This window comes from Psychroserpens sp. (assembly GCF_045105015.1).
GTDB lineage: Bacteria > Bacteroidota > Bacteroidia > Flavobacteriales > Flavobacteriaceae > Psychroserpens.
Window position 1 is genome coordinate 1 of sequence record NZ_JBGCCX010000140.1, and the last position, 19,799, is coordinate 19,799.

Annotated in this window: 23 protein-coding genes and 1 tRNA gene; 15 read left to right on the forward strand and 9 right to left on the reverse strand. The window is 32.4% G+C overall.

From position 1 onward, the window contains the following. On the reverse strand, positions 1–708 hold a 708-nt coding region (locus AB8B90_RS10640), incomplete at its 3' end, for a type III pantothenate kinase (protein ID WP_405336676.1). Between the two features lie 191 nt (positions 709–899). Between AB8B90_RS10640 and AB8B90_RS10645 the strand changes: the two genes are divergently transcribed. Further along, positions 900–975: transfer RNA gene (locus AB8B90_RS10645), tRNA-Phe, on the forward strand. Positions 976–1,020: 45 nt separating this feature from the next. Here the strand turns inward: AB8B90_RS10645 and AB8B90_RS10650 are convergent. Continuing rightward, positions 1,021–1,788, reverse strand: coding sequence for a zinc-dependent peptidase (locus AB8B90_RS10650; RefSeq protein ID WP_405336678.1), 768 nt, complete (start codon positions 1,786–1,788; stop codon positions 1,021–1,023). A 108-nt stretch (positions 1,789–1,896) separates the two neighbouring features. Here AB8B90_RS10650 and AB8B90_RS10655 point away from each other — a divergent pair, with 108 nt between their 5' ends. From AB8B90_RS10655 to AB8B90_RS10670, 4 genes are all read left to right on the forward strand, one after another. Then, the gene (locus tag AB8B90_RS10655; protein ID WP_405336680.1) at positions 1,897–2,367 is read left to right on the forward strand and encodes a nucleoside deaminase; all 471 of its coding nucleotides are present in this window, start codon (positions 1,897–1,899) and stop codon (positions 2,365–2,367) included. Positions 2,368–2,370: 3 nt separating this feature from the next. Further along, a complete protein-coding gene (locus AB8B90_RS10660; RefSeq protein ID WP_405336682.1) occupies positions 2,371–3,783 on the forward strand; it encodes an FAD binding domain-containing protein in 1,413 nt (470 codons plus the stop codon). Then, positions 3,776–6,100, forward strand: coding sequence for a xanthine dehydrogenase molybdopterin binding subunit (locus AB8B90_RS10665; protein ID WP_405336684.1), 2,325 nt, complete (start codon positions 3,776–3,778; stop codon positions 6,098–6,100). The genes AB8B90_RS10660 and AB8B90_RS10665 overlap by 8 nt, the downstream gene beginning before the upstream one ends. A 120-nt stretch (positions 6,101–6,220) precedes the next feature. Then, positions 6,221–6,595: a hypothetical protein gene (locus tag AB8B90_RS10670; protein ID WP_405336686.1), complete on the forward strand. Its 375-nt coding sequence runs from the start codon at positions 6,221–6,223 to the stop codon at positions 6,593–6,595. Here AB8B90_RS10670 and AB8B90_RS10675 read toward each other — a convergent pair. Genes AB8B90_RS10675 through xdhC form a run of 3 tightly spaced genes read right to left on the reverse strand, consistent with a single transcriptional unit; the run spans position 6,592 to position 8,845 of the window. Further along, complete coding sequence (locus AB8B90_RS10675) at positions 6,592–7,074, reverse strand: nucleoside-triphosphatase (RefSeq protein WP_405336688.1); 483 nt, start codon at positions 7,072–7,074, stop codon at positions 6,592–6,594. The genes AB8B90_RS10670 and AB8B90_RS10675 overlap by 4 nt on opposite strands. Beyond that, on the reverse strand, positions 7,071–8,078 hold the full coding sequence (locus tag AB8B90_RS10680; RefSeq protein WP_405336690.1) for a hypothetical protein: 1,008 nt from the start codon (positions 8,076–8,078) through the stop codon (positions 7,071–7,073). Before AB8B90_RS10680 ends, AB8B90_RS10675 begins: the two co-directional genes overlap by 4 nt. Next, a complete protein-coding gene (gene xdhC / locus AB8B90_RS10685) occupies positions 8,075–8,845 on the reverse strand; it encodes a xanthine dehydrogenase accessory protein XdhC (protein ID WP_405336692.1) in 771 nt (256 codons plus the stop codon). The genes AB8B90_RS10680 and xdhC overlap by 4 nt, the downstream gene beginning before the upstream one ends. 177 nt (positions 8,846–9,022) lie before the next feature. Here xdhC and AB8B90_RS10690 point away from each other — a divergent pair, with 177 nt between their 5' ends. From AB8B90_RS10690 to arsM, 6 genes are read left to right on the forward strand one after another with little or no spacing between them, the layout of a single operon-like run. Beyond that, positions 9,023–9,358 carry an arsenosugar biosynthesis-associated peroxidase-like protein gene (locus tag AB8B90_RS10690; protein WP_405336694.1) on the forward strand — a complete coding sequence of 112 codons (336 nt, stop codon included), beginning with the start codon at positions 9,023–9,025 and terminating at the stop codon, positions 9,356–9,358. Between the two features lie 6 nt (positions 9,359–9,364). Beyond that, positions 9,365–10,429 carry an arsenosugar biosynthesis radical SAM (seleno)protein ArsS gene (gene arsS, locus AB8B90_RS10695; protein ID WP_405336696.1) on the forward strand — a complete coding sequence of 355 codons (1,065 nt, stop codon included), beginning with the start codon at positions 9,365–9,367 and terminating at the stop codon, positions 10,427–10,429. A gap of 1 nt (position 10,430) precedes the next feature. Beyond that, positions 10,431–10,925 (forward strand): rhodanese-like domain-containing protein, encoded by a 495-nt coding sequence (locus tag AB8B90_RS10700; RefSeq protein WP_405336698.1) that lies wholly within the window; start codon positions 10,431–10,433, stop codon positions 10,923–10,925. Next, positions 10,918–11,547, forward strand: coding sequence for a TIGR04282 family arsenosugar biosynthesis glycosyltransferase (locus AB8B90_RS10705; RefSeq protein WP_405336700.1), 630 nt, complete (start codon positions 10,918–10,920; stop codon positions 11,545–11,547). Before AB8B90_RS10700 ends, AB8B90_RS10705 begins: the two co-directional genes overlap by 8 nt. Then, positions 11,540–12,352, forward strand: coding sequence for a purine-nucleoside phosphorylase (locus tag AB8B90_RS10710; RefSeq protein ID WP_405336702.1), 813 nt, complete (start codon positions 11,540–11,542; stop codon positions 12,350–12,352). The genes AB8B90_RS10705 and AB8B90_RS10710 overlap by 8 nt, the downstream gene beginning before the upstream one ends. A gap of 3 nt (positions 12,353–12,355) precedes the next feature. Further along, positions 12,356–13,324 carry an arsenosugar biosynthesis arsenite methyltransferase ArsM gene (gene arsM / locus AB8B90_RS10715; protein WP_405336704.1) on the forward strand — a complete coding sequence of 323 codons (969 nt, stop codon included), beginning with the start codon at positions 12,356–12,358 and terminating at the stop codon, positions 13,322–13,324. Between the two features lie 72 nt (positions 13,325–13,396). Here the strand turns inward: arsM and AB8B90_RS10720 are convergent, their stop codons facing one another. Genes AB8B90_RS10720 through AB8B90_RS10735 form a run of 4 tightly spaced genes read right to left on the reverse strand, consistent with a single transcriptional unit; the run spans position 13,397 to position 16,301 of the window. Continuing rightward, positions 13,397–14,092 (reverse strand): hypothetical protein, encoded by a 696-nt coding sequence (locus tag AB8B90_RS10720; protein WP_405336706.1) that lies wholly within the window; start codon positions 14,090–14,092, stop codon positions 13,397–13,399. A gap of 21 nt (positions 14,093–14,113) precedes the next feature. Continuing rightward, the gene (locus AB8B90_RS10725; RefSeq protein WP_405336708.1) at positions 14,114–14,962 is read right to left on the reverse strand and encodes a DUF4097 family beta strand repeat-containing protein; all 849 of its coding nucleotides are present in this window, start codon (positions 14,960–14,962) and stop codon (positions 14,114–14,116) included. 14 nt (positions 14,963–14,976) lie between these two features. Beyond that, positions 14,977–15,768, reverse strand: coding sequence for a HEAT repeat domain-containing protein (locus tag AB8B90_RS10730; protein WP_405336710.1), 792 nt, complete (start codon positions 15,766–15,768; stop codon positions 14,977–14,979). 2 nt (positions 15,769–15,770) lie between these two features. Next, positions 15,771–16,301, reverse strand: coding sequence for an RNA polymerase sigma factor (locus tag AB8B90_RS10735; RefSeq protein WP_405336712.1), 531 nt, complete (start codon positions 16,299–16,301; stop codon positions 15,771–15,773). Positions 16,302–16,396: 95 nt separating this feature from the next. On the opposite strand from AB8B90_RS10735, the gene AB8B90_RS10740 reads away from it, so the two are divergent. The 4 genes from AB8B90_RS10740 to AB8B90_RS10755 all read left to right on the forward strand — a co-directional run. Beyond that, on the forward strand, positions 16,397–17,281 hold the full coding sequence (locus AB8B90_RS10740; protein ID WP_405336714.1) for a sterol desaturase family protein: 885 nt from the start codon (positions 16,397–16,399) through the stop codon (positions 17,279–17,281). Then, positions 17,282–18,178 carry a DUF547 domain-containing protein gene (locus AB8B90_RS10745; RefSeq protein ID WP_405336716.1) on the forward strand — a complete coding sequence of 299 codons (897 nt, stop codon included), beginning with the start codon at positions 17,282–17,284 and terminating at the stop codon, positions 18,176–18,178. It begins immediately after the preceding gene. Then, entirely contained in the window at positions 18,171–18,866 is a 696-nt protein-coding gene (locus AB8B90_RS10750) for a TIGR04283 family arsenosugar biosynthesis glycosyltransferase (RefSeq protein ID WP_405336718.1), read from the forward strand. The genes AB8B90_RS10745 and AB8B90_RS10750 overlap by 8 nt, the downstream gene beginning before the upstream one ends. A 24-nt stretch (positions 18,867–18,890) precedes the next feature. After that, positions 18,891–19,799: AraC family transcriptional regulator (locus AB8B90_RS10755; RefSeq protein WP_405336720.1), on the forward strand; the 909-nt coding region annotated here is incomplete at its 3' end.

Consider the following 19,799-nt stretch of genomic DNA (forward strand, 5'->3'; position numbering starts at 1 on the left):
AATAAAATTCAAACCTTCTAAAAGAAAATTTGAATTCGCAAATATGCCATTTTTTAATTGTTTAGACAAGAAATTGGTATCACCACCTGTTAAAATAACTGTTAAATCTGGATATTTTTCTTTGTAGTCGTAAATAACACCTTCCATTTCTTTCAAAACACCAAATACGACTCCAGAATGTATCGAACTATCTGTTGTATTTCCTATTAGTGATTTTGGAAGTTTAGATTCTAATAACGGAAGATTTGCTGTTAAATTATTTAAACTGCGATATCTCAATCTAATACCTGGTGAAATTGCACCTCCAAGATATTCATTTTTATCAGTAATAAAATCATATGTTATACATGTTCCTGCATCAATAATTAAAACATTATTATCAGAGCATTGTCTAACCGAAGCACAGACCAAAGCAATACGATCAACACCAAGAGTTTTTGGCGTTTTATAACTGTTTTTGAAAGGAAGCTTGGTCTCTGAATCTAGTATTAATAGATGAATCTCATTTTTAACACTTTGAACATGATGGCTATTTAATTTTCCGACCGAAGAAATGATTCCTTTAGAAATAATAGGATACTTGATAAGTATTTGTTGTACAGCATTCAAAAATTCGTCGTGCCTAACTGTCACTTTCTCAAACATTTCATTGTTATGAAAAACTGCTACTTTTACTAAGGTGTTACCTACATCTACGATTAAATTCATTGTAAATCAATAAGCTGTAAACATACAAAATGCAAAAAAACTTATCGTCGGTTTAACCAAAAAATAACATATTAGTGGCCTCTAAACAAAGATGCTAACTCTTATTATAATTCAAAGACTATAAATTTTTAAAATTTCTTTTTGGTAATACTAAAAATGCATATATATTTGCACTCTCGTTTAAAACGACTGGTGCCTTAGCTCAGTTGGTAGAGCAAAGGACTGAAAATCCTTGTGTCCCTGGTTCGATTCCTGGAGGCACCACCACTAAAAGCCCGATTCATTTGAATCGGGTTTTTTGGTTTTAAACTTTTACTTCATCTTAAATTTTTCAGACATTGCATTGTATAATTCGGGATGGTTCTTTTGAAGTCGTTCTGGACTTTCAAAAAAATATTCTGAAGCAACTGCAAAAAACTCAGCTTGATTTGTTGCACCATAAGCCCTTAACTTAGAGTCGTTTTCTGAAATGGCTTTCATTTCCTTATGAATTAAATCTAACCATGGAATAACATTAGGGTTTTTCATCAAAATTTCAGGAATACCGTCTACTGAGTCGTCCATTTTATCTATTAAGTGAACAAATTCATGAATAGCAGTATTTCTTCCATCATTATCATTTTTGAATCCGTGATGCAAGGCTTTTCTGGATAGTATCATTTTTCCTTCAAGTCGACCCGATCCAACAACTCCTGCAATTCTTTTAGATTGGCTCTTGTGAGAAAACTCAAAGTCTTCGTTAAAATGATTAGGATAAATGATAACACTGCTTAATGTTGTGTAGTGCCAATCATTAAATGAGAACACAGGAATAACACCACTTGCTGCGATCAATATTTCATCTAACTCTGTTAATTCAACTTCAACACTATCAATATAAATTTCACTCAAAAACTGCATCATTCGGTTTTGAAAACGCAATTGGTTACTTGTACTTAACTGTCTATAAAACTCAACTTCTTTAATCAAAATTTGGTCCCAATGTTTTGGAAAAGGCTTTACTGCTTTTGAGTACTTTTTATAAAATGCATACCCTATAAAAACCATTAGAACAAAGAAAATAAAGTTATAAATAATCATACAGTAAATTTTGCTGTATCCGAAACTAATCATTTTTGCAAAATAAATCTGTTTTCTAATTAAGATATACTTAAAATGATTTGTATTTTTCGGTAAAATATTTTTAAAATGTGCAAAGATAAATTTATGCAGGAAGCTGTCAATGCAGCTCTTAAAGGAATGAACAACAATGAAGGCGGTCCTTTTGGATGTGTTGTAGTAAAAGATGGAAAAATCGTAGGACGCGGAAATAATAAAGTTACCTCAACCAACGACCCTACTGCACATGCTGAAGTCACTGCAATTAGAGACGCTTGTAAAAATTTGAATTCCTTTCAATTAGATGATTGTGAAATTTATACGTCATGCGAACCATGTCCTATGTGTTTAGGTGCCATTTACTGGGCAAGACCTAAAAAGGTCTATTATGGAAGTAATCAAGTTGATGCAGCAAATATTGGCTTTGATGATGAATTCATTTATAAAGAAATCCCTCTACCTTATACAGAAAGAAGCATCCCTTTTGAACAATTAGCACGAGACATTGCGTTAAAACCATTTCAAGAGTGGACTAAAAAAGAAGACAAAACAGAATATTAGACGATGATAAGATTCATCTTAAATAACAAAACTATTACAACTTCAAAGCATTCAGGAATGACTTTGCTTGATTTTGTTCGTTATGAACAACGACTTACAGGCACAAAAATTGGATGTCGTGAAGGCGATTGTGGTGCATGTACTGTTTTAGTTGGCTCTTTAGAAGATAATACTATGAGTTATCAAAGTATTACTTCATGTATTTCACCATTGGGTAATGCTCATGGAAAACATATTGTGACTGTCGAAGGCACAAATCTAAAAAACAAACTAACCACTGCTCAGGAAGCTATGAAAGCTAATTATGCTACTCAGTGTGGTTTTTGCACACCAGGTTTTGTAGTTGCTCTTACTGGTTTTGCATTATCTAATTCAGAAAATAATCTTAGTAATGCACTAGATGCTATTAGTGGAAACATTTGCAGATGTACAGGTTACAAAGCCATCGAAAAAGCAGCTATTCAAACAGTTGAGCATCTCAAAAACAAAAAACAAGACATCAACTTTAATTGGTTAATAGAAAACGAATTTATTCCAGACTATTTTAAAACCATTACTAAGCGACTTTCAGATTTAGAAGCTCGAGACAGAAACCAACCCAAAGGTAAGTTTGTGTCTGGTGGTACAGATTTATATGTACAACAAGCAGATCATCTAGCAGATAATGAGGTTCACCTTATTGCTGAAAAAGATTATTTAAAAGGCATTAGCATCAAGGATGAAACTTGCACCATTGGAACCAATTCTACAGTTTCAGATTTATGGAATCACAACGCATTAAATAACTATTTTCCAAACTTAAAAAAACACTTAAAGTTAGTGTCATCAGAACAAATTAGAAACATGGCATCCTTAGGTGGTAATTTTGTAAATGCTTCACCTATTGGAGATATGACTATATTCTTTTTAGCCCTTAATAGTGAAATTGGAATTACTAGTGAAGATGGTCCTGATCGAAATCTTGCATTTAAAGATTTTTACCAAGGCTATAAAACATATGACTTAAAGGAAGGCGAATTATTGAAAGACATTCACTTCCAACTGCCTCAAAAAAATTCTTATTTCAATTTTGAAAAGGTTTGCAAACGGACTCATTTAGATATTGCAAGTGTCAATTCTGCAATTCAAATTACATTAATTAATAATACAATTACAGAAGCACATATTGCTATTGGTGGAGTTGCAGCAATTCCGAAGTATTTGCATAATACTTCAAAATTTTTATCTGGAAAACCATTATCTTCTAAAACTATTTTGGATGCTAGTGATATGCTTCAAAGCGAAATTTCACCAATAAGCGATGTTCGTGGTACAAATGATTATAAGCGCCTTCTGGCAAGACAACTATTTTTTGCGCATTTCACATCAATATTCCCTGAGCAATTTAATTTAAATGATTTTGTTGAGCATGCATAAAAACAATTCAAATAATACACTTGATTCTAAATTAGATGCCGTTTCAAAATCTCTAAAACAAAGCATTAAAAATTTAGATTCATACACACATGTTAGAGGTGAATCTTTATATGTGGATGATGTTAATATTAGACAAGGTACATTTCATGCTGTGGTTTTTGATTCACCAAAAGCGCACGGAAAAATAAAAGATATCGATTATTCTAAAGCAGAAGCTTTAGAAGGTGTTGAACGTATTTTCACATATAAAGATGTTCCAGGTGAAAATGAAATTGGAGGCATTATTAAAGACGAACCTTTGTTTGCTGAACAAGAGGTTCATTTTTGGGGAATGCCAATTGCCTTAATTGTTGCTGAAACTGAATTTATAGCAAGGAAAGCCAGAGGTTTAATTGAAATAGATATTGAAGAACTGCCTGTAATCACAACTGCAAAACAAGCTAAAGCAAAAGGAAGTTTTATTAATGCTCCTCGTTCTTTTAGTCTTGGAAATTCAGAGAAAGCATTCAAGGATTGTGATTTTATTTTTGAAGGAGAAACCTTTTCTAACGGACAAGAACACTTATACATTGAAGCGCAAGGTGCTTATGCTGAACCTCTTGAAAACGGCAACATAAAAATAACTTCTTCAACGCAAGGACCAACTGCTGTTCAAAAAACGGTTGCTAATGTTCTTGGTGTTGCAATGCATAAAATTGAAGTGGATGTGACTCGCTTAGGTGGTGGATTTGGTGGTAAAGAAGACCAAGCTACACCTTGGGCTGTTATGGCTGCTTTAGCGACGTATCATTTAAATCAGTCAGTGAAATTAATTTTGAATCGTCACGACGATTTACGAATGACTGGAAAACGTCATCCTTATGAAAGCTCTTATAAAATCGGACTTTCTAAAGATTTAAAAATATTAGCATACCAAGCAGAATTTCTTCAAAATTCTGGAGCTGCAGCCGATTTATCTCCTGCTATTGCTGAACGAACACTATTTCATGCCACAAACAGTTATTATATACCAAATGTGGAAACTACTGTTATTAGTTGTAAAACAAATTTACCTCCAAATACAGCATTTAGAGGTTTTGGTGGACCACAAGGCATGTTTGTCATTGAATCTGCAATTGCCAAAGCAGCTCATGAGATTGGCGTCACTCCAAGAGCGATTCAAGAAGTAAATTTATTAGATGAAAATGATTCATTTTCTTACGGTCAGATAGCTAAAAAAGTAGAGGCTAAGAACACTTGGGATTCAGCTATATCTATTTTCGATATTAAACGTTTAGAAAAAGAAGTTGATGATTTCAACGCTCAAAACTCAAACTTCAAAAAAGGTCTGGCAATAATGCCAATTACATTTGGTATTTCGTTCACTAATACACCAATGAATCATGCTCGAGCCTTGGTTCATATTTATCTTGATGGCAGTGTTGGAATAAGCACAGCTGCAGTAGAAATGGGACAAGGTGTGAACACCAAAATGATGCAAATTGCCGCTGATGTTTTTTCGATTCCTATTGAAAAAATTAAAATTGAAACCACTAATACTACTCGAGTTGCAAACACGTCTCCTTCTGCAGCGAGTTCTACTGCTGATTTAAACGGAAAGGCAACTTTAAAAGCTTGTAATGCTTTACTTGAGCGATTGAAAACTGTTGCAGCTGAAGCGTTAAATGTTTCAGAAGAACACATCGAATTAAAAGATGAACACGTTCATATTAGTGGTGAAAAATCAGAAATGTCGTGGACAGAACTTATCAGTGAAACGATGTTAAAACGTGTTGCACTGACAGAAAACGCACATTATGCCACACCTGAAATCCATTTTGATAAAACGAAAGAAAAAGGTCATCCTTTTGCTTATCATGTTTACGGAACCGCAATCATAACGACTACTGTAGATTGTACTCGTGGCACTTATGAATTTGATTCTGTGAAAATTGTTCATGACTATGGAAAAAGCATGAGCGAAGGCATAGACCTGGGACAAGTTGAGGGTGCTTTAGCACAAGGCATCGGCTGGATGACTATGGAAGAAATCGCTTATAATGATGACGGACGATTATTATCAAATGCCTTATCCACCTATAAAATTCCTGATATATTTTCTGTGCCAAAAGCTGTTGAAGTTATACCTGTGGAAACTAAAGGTCATCACTTAGCTATTTTAAAATCTAAAGCTGTTGGAGAACCTCCTTTAATGTATGGTATTGGCGCATATTTTGCGATTCAGAATGCCATTAAAGCATTTAATCCAAATTACGATTTAAAATTCCATGCACCTATGACACCTGAAAAAGTACTCATGAGTCTTTACCAAAAATAAATTATTATCAAACTCCATTATAAAAAACAAAACATTCTTAAAGGCGCACTTATTTATAGTGCTGGAGATACAATTGCTGCATGTCTATTAGATGAATTTTCTTGGTATCGTTTACTAGGAATGATGATTGTTGGAGCCACAGTTTACGCTTTTGAAATTCCCAATTACTTCGATTGGATTGTAAAAAAAACGAAAGATTTAAAAGGCTTGAAGGCTACTTTGACCAAAACTGGATTAGCAATTCTGTATTTTAATCCGTTATGGATTGCTAGACATTTACTATTTATAAAACTATTCTCTGGACAATCAGATGCAATTGGTTGGAATTTATTGACTATTGCTTTTTGGTCATTTCTAGCAAATATCTTAATTTCTTTTGTTGCTAATTATATCATTCAAAATCGATTTAAACTCAAATGGCGCTTTTTAGGAAGCGCAATTTTCTCTGCTTTAATGGCAATTTATTATGCGTTAAGCGAAACACTTTTCAGCTAGTGTAATGCATTTAAGTCTTTGATATTAATGATCGCATAGTTTGACAAACTGTAATGTTCCATAATTTTGGTTAATAAGTAATCTCTAACGACCAAAATTAGATGTTGTTCTTTATTGAATTTAAACTTTGGGATGATCGTTTCCGCTGAATGATGTAAGCCTTGATTTTTAAGTTCTAATTTACCCAGCTCATCGATGACTAAGTATTTATTAGCATCTTCAGCTGATGTCTTCAAATATCTATTTGCCGTTTCAAAAGCAGCTTTTAAGAAATAAAAATCACCCACTGAAATAACATCATTAGCTTTGGAATCAGTCTCTAAAGGAAATTTATCTTGTAGCTTTAATTTCAGAAAATATCGCTTACCATTTTCTCCATCAGGACATAACAATCCGTCGACATCGTTTCTAGTTTTAACCCAATTTAGTAATGCTGTTGTTTTTCCTGTTCTGATAGCTCCTGTTAGGATATAAATCATTCCGTAGCAATTTTAAAATGTATACAATTAGAAATGCTATTCGCCATAAAATATTTAAAACGTTTATACCCTTTTAAATGTTTTGTATCTCGCCAAGTATAAGTAATAATCTTTCTGAAATACGGAAATAAATCCATTGCATCTGAGATATCACTTTGATAATGAGACTTCTTTTTAGTAAGAAATTTTTGAACTAGTTTTAGTAGAAAAGGACCAATAATCAAATACCAAAGTAGTAAAATTAAGAAACTACGTAGCATCATGTATACTCCCATTTTCCAGCCAAACAAATCACCTCCAAAAAATGTAAAGGCCAAAACAATTAAAGTAACTGTGAATAACCAAGTCCAAATAATTTTAGTTTTAAAAGACGTTTTTGATACGCTTTTAGTCAACTCAAAATCATCAGGTTTCAAATAAAAATTCTCTTTCTTTTTATTTGCAATAATCTTAATCAAGCTTTTTATGAAAATACCAGCTAAAATCCCACAAACCCCATAAACTAAAAGATAGGTAGTTACTAAAACTGATGTTGTAGACGTTTCAGACACAAAGTTTAATTTCTTCTGAACCCAATCTCCATAAATATTAATAGCATCCCAAAGATTCGTTCCGTAAACAATAGTTAGTATTAGTAATTTCTGAAGTGCAGATTCTAAAAACGTGACCACACCTAAAACCAATAATGTAATACCTTTCCATGAAAAATTTGAAAACAATAAGGCTCCAAAAAGTGCTTGAAAACTCACGGCAACATAAGCTCCAAATGGCGAATACGGACTTACAGCCATTTTTATAATTAAAACAATGAGCAACGCTTTTAAAATTGCTTTCCATTTATTTTCTGCATAATAGGCAATTAAACTAATGAGTAAAATCGCAATTCCTCCTACTATTAATCCAGTAAAAGGTGTATTGAACACATGTAAAAACCCTCCAAGACCAGACTCGTTTAAAGCCCAAAGCGCAGTTAATTTATCTACAATAGATTTATTGTTCTTCATGCTTTGTAATGAACTTCCAGTAATTGTGCCACTACACTAATAGCTATTTCTTTAGGCGTATCTCCTCCTATCGGTAATCCAATAGGACAAATCACATTAGACATGCCTTCTGGAATATTCATCTCTTTTATTAGCATGTTATTAAATCTAACACGCTTAGTTTTACTTCCTATCAAACCCAAATATTTAGTTTCATTTTGAAGTGCCATCGCTACAACTTCAAAATCGATTGAATGATCATGAGTCAACACCAAAATATAACAGTTTTTCCCCCATTTCACAGCATCTCTAAATGTTTTAAAATCATTGATATTGACTTGACAACATTTAATGGTTTCATCTAATGCAAAACTCTTAAACCAATCGTCTCGAGAATCGATTAGATTAACATCAAAAGGAGTGTCTACTAAAATTTCGGCAATTTCGACTCCAATATGTCCAGCGCCAAATAAAAATAATTCTGGAGATTGATTCATAGGTTCTATCATAAATTCAACTTTTCCACCACAGCATTGTTCAAACTCTGGCCCTAAGGTATAACTAGATTTAATTATTCTATTTTCAGCAAGTGATTTCATAGCCTCATCAGTCGCTAAAAATTCTAATTTTCCGCCTCCAATTGTACCAAAAAGCTCTTTGTCATCGGTTATAATCATGCGTGAACCCACAACACAGGGCGTTGACCCCAAGCATTTTGTTACAGTAACCAAAGCAACTGGTTGTTGTTGTTTTTTAAATTCCGATAAGAGTTCAATCCAATTCTTCATTACTAATAAAAAGAGAATTTAAATGTAAGAATTTTTTTGTGCAATCCATATTTCATTTGAGTGATAAAAAATAAATTAGTATTCTGCTTAATTTTCTGTTAAGTTTGATAATTAATACCGACTTAAAACGTATTATCTCTTTTTTAGATACATAAATTAACTTTTGAAACTTTAAATATGTCTAAAACATATTACGACCCAGCTGACCTTAGAAAATTTGGCAAAATCACTGAATGGAGTGAAGAACTGGGAACTAAATTTTTTGAATACTACGGAAAAGTCTTCGAAGAAGGTGCCTTAACTGCTAGAGAAAAATCACTCATAGCACTAGCTGTTTCGCACACTGAACAATGCCCTTATTGTATTGATGCTTACACAAAAGACGGGCTACAAAGAGGTGTTACTAAAGAAGAAATGATGGAGGCCATTCATGTTGGTGCTGCTATAAAAAGTGGCGCAACTTTAGTGCATGGTGTGCAAATGATGAATAAAGTAAATAAATTAGACGGTTAATTGTTGATGACAAAATTAAAGACCCAATCCCTACATAAAAAAGGAAGCGATTTAGCAAATAGTAATCGACAATTAGAAATTTTATCAAACGGTATTTTTCAAAACGGAGAATTGCCAACTTTTAAAGCAAAAATTACTGAAACGAATCAATTTCCTTTAAAAGCAAAAAAACTTGAAATCCTTCAAATAAACGTTGGATATATGTGTAATCAAGTCTGTGATCACTGTCATGTTGATGCTGGTCCTGACCGAAAAGAAATTATGACTAAAGACACTATGAAACAGTGTTTAGAAGTTATAAAAAGTTCAGGAGCACATACATTAGATTTAACAGGAGGCGCTCCAGAAATGAACCCGAATTTCAGATGGTTTGTTGAAGAAGCAGCCAAAGTTGGCATCAAAGATTTTATTGTAAGATCTAATTTAACCATCATAAGAGCAAACAAAAAATATTACGATTTACCAGAGTTTTTTAAAAAACATAATGTTCATGTGGTAAGTTCCATGCCACATTGGACTAGAGGAAAAACAGATAAACAAAGAGGAGATGGTGTTTTTGATAAATCGATAAAAGCCTTACAAGAACTAAATGCTATTGGATATGGTATGCCTGGTAGTGATTTAAGACTAGACCTAGTCTATAATCCTTCAGGAGCTTTTTTACCAAGTGATCAGATGTCTATGGAAAAAGATTTCAAAAAAGCATTAATGGATGATTTCGGAATTGAGTTCCATAATCTATTTGCAATTACAAACTTACCAATATCACGCTTCCTTGATTATTTAATTGCTTCTGAAAACTATGAAGATTATATGTATCAATTAGTAGACGCTTATAATCCAACAGCTGTTTCAAGTGTCATGTGTACAAATACATTATCAGTAAGTTGGGATGGCTTTTTGTACGATTGTGATTTTAATCAAATGTTAGAATTACCTGTTAATAGTAATGCAAAGCACATTTCTGAATTTAATGAAGATTTACTAGAAGGTCGAAATATCGTTATATCACAACATTGCTATGGATGCACAGCTGGTGCAGGTAGTAGTTGTCAAGGTACTGTAACATAAAATGAAATCATTAGTTTTTTACATATTATGCTTATTAAGTATGTGTAGTTTTGCTCAAGATAATTTATCTGAATTACTTGAAAAATATAACACAAAACGTGTTCCATATATTTCTGTAGAGCAATTAGCTATGCCAAAAACCAATGCTGTAATTTTAGATGCTAGAGAACCTCAAGAATATGAAATAAGCCATTTAAAAAATGCCATTTATGTTGGCTATGACAATTTCGATATTAACACAGTCATAAATCAAATACCAAATAAAGAGCAAGATATTGTTGTGTATTGTTCTTTAGGAATTCGTTCTGAAATTATCGCAAGTAAACTAATGAAAGTAGGATACATAAATGTAAAGAACTTGTATGGTGGGATTTTTGAATGGAAAAATAAAGACTTCTCCATTTATAACACTCAAAAAAAAGTAACAGATAGCGTCCATGTATTCTCAAAAGAATGGAGTAAATGGTTAACTAAAGGAATAAAGGTGCATGAGTAAAGATTTAGTCATTGTTTTTGTCAAAAACATAAACCTTGGAAAAGTAAAAACACGACTTGCTAAAACTATTGGTAATCAAGGTGCTTTTGAAGTGTATAAAGAACTTGTTCAAGTGACTGAAAACGCTACCAAAACAATCGTTTCTGATATTCGTATTTATTTTTCAGAAGCCATTGTTGATACTAAATGGAAAGACACTTATAAAGCAGTTCAACAAGGAAAAAATTTAGGTGAGCGCATGAAAAATGCGTTTTTAAAAGGTTTTGAAGACGGCTACAAACGTATCGTTTTGATTGGTTCAGACTTACCTGATATTAGTGCCTCACACATTCAAAATGGCATGGATGCTTTAGATCATTCTGAGGTTGTTTTTGGTCCAGCAGAAGATGGTGGTTATTATCTCATCGGAATGTCTAAAATGAATACCTGTGTTTTTGAAAACAAACCATGGAGTCAATCAAACTTATTGAAAGAAACGTTACAAGAGTTACAGAAACTTAATATCTCAATTAGTATTTTAGACACATTAAATGATATTGACACTTATGAAGATTTAATTGCTTCAGACTTTTACATAAACAACGAAACATTACAGCATAAAATCAAACAACTTAATGATTAAACTCATAACAGAAACCACAGATTATCTCAAAGACAAAGGTTTTGAAAATCCGGAAATCGGGATTATTTTAGGAACTGGATTAGGACAACTCACAAATGAAATTAAAATTTTAAGTGAAGTGAGTTATAATCACATTCCTAATTTTCCAACGGCCACAGTAGAGTTTCATAAAGGAAAATTAATTTATGGAAATTTAGCTGGCAAAAAAGTTGTCGTTATGCAAGGTCGTTTCCATGTCTATGAAGGCTATTCTTTACAAGACGTAACCTTTCCAGTTAGAATCATGGAAAAATTAGGCATTAAAACTCTACTTGTTTCCAATGCTGCAGGTGCTGTTAATTTGAATTTCAAAAAAGGTGAATTAATGATCATCGACGATCATATTAATCTTCAAGGCAGTTCTCCTTTGGCTTTTAAAGGTGTTGAAGAATTAGGAGAACGCTTTACAGATATGAGTGCGCCTTATAACGTAAACATCAATAAAAAATTTAAAGAGATCGCTAAAGCTAATAATATTCAATTACATGAAGGTGTTTATGCAAGTGTTGTTGGGCCTCAATTGGAAACACGAGCTGAATACAGAATGCTAAAAATTATTGGTGCTGATGCAGTTGGCATGAGTACAGTTCCAGAAATAATTGTCGCTAATCATTTAAATATGAAAGCAGCAGCTGTTTCTGTTTTAACTGACGAATGTGATCCTGAAAATTTAAAGCCTGTTGATATTGCAGAAATTATTGAAATGGCTGGACAAGCTGAACCTAATATGATTACCCTATTTAAAGAATTAATTAAAGAATTATAAGCTATGAGCTACTTAAATGCTACTAACGATTTATATAAAGAGGCAGCCTTAACACCAGATGTTGGGTTATGTTGTACTACGAATCCCATTTGGGAACTACCTGGATTGAAAATCCCTCGAATTATGCAAGAAATGAATTATGGCTGTGGAAGCACAGTTCATGCTCGTGACTTAACTAATAATCCGAAAATGTTGTATGTTGGTGTTGGAGGCGGAATGGAATTACTACAATTTTCTTATTTCAACAGACAAAAAAGTGGTGTTATTGGTGTTGATGTGGTTGATGAAATGCTTGAAGCATCTCGCAAAAACTTCATTGAAGCTGAAGCCCAAAACGATTGGTTTAAATCTGAATTTATAGATCTAAAAAAAGGAGATGCAATGAATCTTCCAGTAGAAGATAATAGCATTGATGTGGCTGCTCAAAATTGCTTATTCAATATTTTCAAAGCTGAAGATTTAAAGAAGGCAATTGAAGAAATGCATCGTGTATTAAAACCGCATGGTCGTTTAGTAATGAGTGATCCAACTTGTGAACAACCCATGAATGATGACCTAAGAAATGATGATAGATTGAGAGCCTTGTGTTTAAGTGGAAGTTTACCAATTGCCGACTACGTTAAAGCGCTTACTGATGCTGGTTTTGGAACTATTGAAATTAGAGCACGTAAACCTTACCGAATTTTAGATCCAAAGCATTACCCTACAGATGAATTAATCTACATCGAATCTATCGAAGTTGCTGCCATAAAAGATCCAATGCCAGAAGATGGACCATGTATATTCACAGGAAAAGCTGCTATTTATTATGGTGAAGATGATTACTTTGATGATAAGGCTGGACACGTTTTACTGAAAAATCAACCTTTGGCTATTTGTGATAAAACGGCAGGAGCATTACAATCTCTAGGAAGAGACGATATCTATTTTAGTGAATCGACATTTCATTATGATGGCGGAGGCTGCTGTTAAACGACTCAACCTTAACTAAGTATATAAAATAAAGAAGGAGCTTTTTTTAAAGCTCCTTCTTTATTTTGGCAATTAACTTTTCCTAATATAAATATTTCCTGAAATAGTTTCCATTTCTAAAGGCGTAGTTCCGCCTTTTATCTGTTTTGAAACTTTATTATGTGATTTGTCATAAGATTTTTCAGACTCACTTTCATCAAATTCTAAATCTGAATAAATAGTACCTGTTAATGATTTTGCGTTAAGTTTGGCTTTACTTACTGTGACATCAAGTGCTCCACTAATTGTTTTTAAACGTAATTCACCATTATATTTTTTAATAGTAACATCTCCCGAAATCAAATCTGTAACTAAATTTCCTTCATAAGCATTCATGAATACACTACCAGAAATACTTTTTACTTTCAAATTGATGTTTTTTGGAACAATGACAACGTAATTAATCTCGGTTGTATTGTTACAATTATTTCGGCTTTTGTCCTTCCATTGATTCTTAAAATAATCTCCAAAATCTGAATATAATTTTAATTGTCCTGAAGAATTATCTGTTTTGATACTAAAAGCATCATCTCCTTCACCATCATTAATATTCACTGAAGCTGTTACTTTTATTTCGTTACTATTACCTTGTTCTACTCTTATATCTTGAGCAAATTTAAAATCGAGATATACATCTTGGTTTTTTGATAAGCTTTCTTTGATTTCAACATTTCGTTGTGCATGAAGTGTTACCACACTTAACAATGCAATTATGATTAGATGTTTCATTTACTTGATTTTTTTGATTAATTATTTCTTTCTGAGATATATATTTCCAGTAGATGATCGTAATACTATTTTCACACCTCCATTATTCAGTTTACTTTCAATTTTACGAGTGGCACCAACGACTTTCATTCCATCGTCAGAAGGTTTATGCAAATCGAAATCAGTAAAAATTGTTCCCATCGTTGAATTCAGTTCTAAATTAGCTTTAGTATTTGTTGGAAGTGATACATCAACAGCTCCTGTAGAACTGTTCAAAGTGATTGGAGATGTTTGACTCACACTTGAAAAATCTACCTCAATTGTCCCAGTACTGGAATGAGCAGTAATTGGTCCTGTAACGTCTTGAAGAGAAATACTTCCTACATTTGTATTGACTTCAATTTCTGAAGAAAATCCAACAATAATAGCTCTTCCCATATTTCCTGCATCAATGTGAAGATCCATGGTTTTAGGCAGTGTGATTTGAAGGCCATTGCGTTGCATCCATGATTTTAAATCCTTAATCTTTAGCACACTTCCTTCTTGACTAATTGACATCCCAAACCCAGTATTATCAACGCCTCCAGAGTAGACTGCTTTAAGGCCTTTAGAACGATCATCATTCTTATCGCAATCATAACACTCAGCATTGTGTTCATGGTCACAATTTTCATGATCATGATCATGCTCGTCATGTTCATATTTACTAAACTTTAGTTCATTACCTGTTCCAGCAATTACCTTAATAGTAGTTCCTGTTTCAATTTGAACCTTAGTAATTCCTTTTAAGCTCTTAGTATAATCGTCTTGAGCATTTGAAAATATAAAGCAAAATATTGCTAGTATATTTAATATAATTCCTGTTCGTTTTTTTGATGTATTATGTTTCATTGTATTGATTTTTATTAAATAATTTGCGAAATACCACTGTTTACATGCTCTTTAACAAAACTTGGTGTATCCTCATGCTCTAATAATTGTTGCATAGGAGCAATCGCGCGTTTCTCCTGGATTTTTACCAAAAATTGAATAATCGCTATTTGTAAGCTTGGGTCTTTCTGGGTTGTTAGGGCTTCAATAAAGGCATCTTTCACAACAGTAGATTCTGGAAATTCTGATAATGCTTCTGCTGCAGCTAATCGCACATTCATATTTCCATCATATTGCATACGTCCTATTAAAGCTTCTAATATTTTGGTGTCTGGTTTAACAAAGTTTTCTGTAAAATTTACGGCCTGTATACGTTTACTTGGTGATTGATTTTCAATCATGGCTAACATCATATCTTCACGTAATTCAATTGTTTCTTGTTGCAATGCAGAAATTTCTTGAATTGCAGACTGTTTTGAAGTATGGCTTCCAAAGAAATAACCTCCAAACATCAATATAATTGAAGCTGCAATTTGAAATGCTTGCTTCCAAGGGAATTCTTTTTTATGTGATATAAGTTGAACAACATTATCTTTATTCAATTGCTTCTCTTCCTCCAAAAGTTTATAAAACCCTGTTCTTAAATCATCACTAGGCACTTCTTCTTCAACACTATCAAAAGCTAAAAAAAGCGCTTTCGTTTCATCATATATTGTTTTGCAATTATGGCAAGAGTCTATGTGTTTTTTAATGTTTTGTGATTTTTCCTCAGATAATTGCTTGTCTAAGTAATCTACTATATACTGTTCAATATTTTTACAATCCATGATCATATGGTTTCGAAATAAACTGTTTTCAATTTTTTTATAATACGATGTACTTTTACTTTAACTGCTCCTTCACTACTTCCTACTATTTCAGCTAACTTATCATATTTTATACCTTGTAATCTATTTAAGATTATCAATTCTTTATCTTCTTGATTTAGCACTTTTAAGGCTTGATACAAGTGAGCTAAATCATCATTTTTTTCAATTTTACTTTCTTCATTTTTATGAGCGACTAAATCTAAATCTGTATTATTTAAGGTCTTTTTAGACTTTTGATAATGATCTGAAAACACATTTCTTGCTATTTTAAAAATCCAAGACACAAATTGTCCACCCTTATATGATGTTCTGTAGCGCATAACTTTGTAAAATACGGTTTGAGTCATGTCTTCACAAATATCCTTATCTCTTATCATTTGGAAATAAAAATTAAACAACCGTTTGTTATAGCGCTCAAAAATATGAGCCATAGCATCCAAATTTCCTCGAGAGACATCGAGCATTAGTTCTTCGTCGGATAGTGTTTTCAATTCTATTTTTATGGTTGTTTGGTATGAAGACCTTTAATTTACAAAAAGGTTACATGAGATCGATATTTTTTTTAAAAAACGTATCTTTAAGGTCTATGGAAAAGTATCTAGATATTATTAAAAACTCTTATTCCGGCTACTGGAATTATCTCAAACAAGAGTTATTATTTCAAAATAATTGGAATAACTATTTCTACGGATTAATTGCTATTTCGTTATTAGTTTGGATTCTAGAAATTGCATTTCCATGGCGAAAAAATCAAGCGTTGTTTAGAAAAGATTTTTGGTTAGACACTTTCTATATGTTTTTTAATTTTTTCCTGTTGAATTTAATTGTGCTCATTGCATTATCAAATACAGCTGCTGAATTTTTGAATGATATTCTAGGCTTTATTGGTTTGTCTCTTTCAAATCTTCAACTTTTCAATGCAGATGATTTACCCAAATGGCTTGGTTTACTTATTTTCTTTATAGTAAGTGATTTTGTGCAATGGAATACACATCGCTTACTCCATCGTTTGCCTTGGCTCTGGAACTTTCATAAAGTACATCATAGTGTGAAACAAATGGGATTTGCAGCGCATTTACGTTACCATTGGGTGGAACCTGTTGTTTATAAATCATTGCTTTATGTTCCGCTTGCTCTAATTGCAAATTACAATGCACAAGATGTGGCCATTGTTTATTTCTTTGCCATTGCTATCGGACATTTAAATCATGCTAATCTGGGCTGGGATTATGGTTTTTTAAAATATGTATTCAACAATCCGAAGATGCATATTTGGCATCATGCTAAAGAACTACCAAATCATGTTAGGTTTGGTGTTAATTACGGACTAACTTTAAGTATTTGGGATTACCTTTTTAAAACGAGTTATGTTCCGCATAGCGGAAAAGATATTGAATTAGGTTTTGAAGGTGACGAACATTTCCCAAAAGGTTTTATTAGTCAGGAGTTATATCCTTTAAGCAAAAAGTAAATGTCAATTAAACAAATTTCTTTATTAATAACTATTCTATTATTAGCGTCCTGTGGAAGCACTAAACAGGTTGTTAATACTTCAGAGGGAGCAACACCTAAAACCGAAGAACAGATCAACACTACTGAAATTGAACCTGATACTGAGCCAACAATAGAACAAACAGAAGAAAAAGAAATTGTAGCTGAACCTGTTAATCCTAATTCAGAAGAAATAATAACGGAAACAATAGAAATTCCCGAAGAACCTATTGAAAACATTAGTCATAATTCTTGGAATGAACTTTTACAAAAACACGTTTCTGTGAATGGCAATGTTAACTATAAAGGATTCAAGTCTGACAGCGTAAAATTTTATGCTTACATAGAACATCTTCAAAATAATGCTCCAAATAATTTATGGACTCGGAATGATAAATTGGCTTATTGGATTAATGCTTATAATGCATTTACAATAGATTTAATTTTAAGAAATTACCCTTTACAAAGCATCAAAGACATAAAAGAACCATGGGATCAACGCTTGTGGAAAATAGATTCAAAATGGTATACGCTTAATGATATTGAACATCAAATCCTTCGTAAGATGGACGAACCAAGAATTCATTTTGCTATTGTATGTGCCTCTGTATCTTGTCCTAAGCTTAAGAACACAGCTTTTACAGCATTCGATTTAGAAACGCAACTTACTGTTGCAACTAAAGAATTCCTTTCAGACACTTCAAAAAATGAGCTTTCTGTAAATAACATAAAACTCTCGAAAATATTTAAATGGTTTGCTAAAGATTTTAAGACCAACGGAAGTATGATTGATTTTTTAAACCAAAATTCCGATATTAAAATTTCAGATAAAGCCAAAAAAAGTTATTTGGATTATAACTGGGATTTGAATGACTAGAATTTCTATTATTATTCCTGTTTTAAATGAAGTTGAAGTCATAGAGCAACTTCTTATTCACCTTACAAAAAATTCAAAAAATCCAAATCAATTAGAGATCATTGTTATTGATGGCGGAAGCACTGATGGTTCCCAAAAAAGTATTCAAAAGTTTAAAAACGTAACACTTTTACATTCAGAAAAAGGAAGAGCCAAACAAATGAATCTCGGAGCAAAACATGCACAAAATTCTATTCTATATTTTTTACATGCCGATTCATTTCCTCCAAAATATTATGATCAATCTATTATTTCTGAAGTTGAACAAGGCAATTTAGCGGGTTGTTTCAGAATGCAATTTGACAGCAATCACTGGTGGCTCAGACTAGCAAGCTGGCTCACTCAATTTTCATGGCGAGCATGCAGAGGTGGTGATCAAAGTCAGTTTATTACCAAACAACTTTTTGAAGTTATTGGAGGTTATGATGAAAACTACATCATCTATGAAGACAACATGCTTATTAATGAATTGTATTCTAGAAAACAATTTACAGTCATTAACAAAAAGATTGAAACCTCAGCAAGACTATATAAAAAACATGGTGTTTGGAAACTTCAGTATCACTTTTGGAGTATTTATATAAAAAAATGGTTAGGCGCTTCAGCCGAAGAATTGCTTGCATATTATAAAAAGTATATTGCTTCATAAATAGACTTGTGTATCTTTATACTGATGAAACCATTGGAACTTTTACTTATAATATTATTAGCCTTAGGTGCAGTTCAAGGGTTAATCTATGGTATTATTCTTTGGAAAAGCAAAGGCATAAATGCAATTGCTAAACGATTCTTAGCCAGTGTTTTATTTTTTTTCTCATATCGTTTAATAGTAGAACTTCTTAAATTTTTCGATATCGGATTTTATGACGCATGGTATCATATTCTACTCGAGTATAATTGGATTTATGGCGCACTCATTTTTTTCTTTGTTAAAGCTAATGTTACTCCTAATTTTAAATTAAATATTAAACAAGATTGGATACATTTTTCGCCAGTTTTAATAGAGTTTATTTGGAGTAATTTTATTAAGTCACAAAATTTCTTTTGGGATGGAACAAGAGAAAGCTTGTCTTGGCTTGGTTATTATGGCTATATCGTTTGGATGCATTATCCAACAATGTATATCATCTCAGCATTACTTGTTATTTACTATACGTTTAAAGCAGAAAAACTACTTAATCCAAATGAGAACGAATATTTTGAAATCATTGAAGAGAAAACCATATGGATTAAAAGATTACTGAAAATTTTAAGATGGTTTTCAATCCTCGTTATAATTACAGTTTTGACTGATTTATTCTTTTTTAATTATGCCTTTAACCGATGGTACCACTATCCTTTATTTATTGGAATGGCTCTAATTACATATTGGTTAGGAATTGAAGGGTTTGGTAAACGAAATGAAATAATAATTAAAACAAAAACTGTATTATCTTCAAAGGAAAAGGAACAATTAAAAACTATTGCAGACAAATTAAAACGATTAATGGTTGACGACAAACTATTTAGAAATACTGATTTAACCTTATCAAGTCTATCTAAACATTTAGATGTGAAATCATACCTAATCACAAAATGTTTG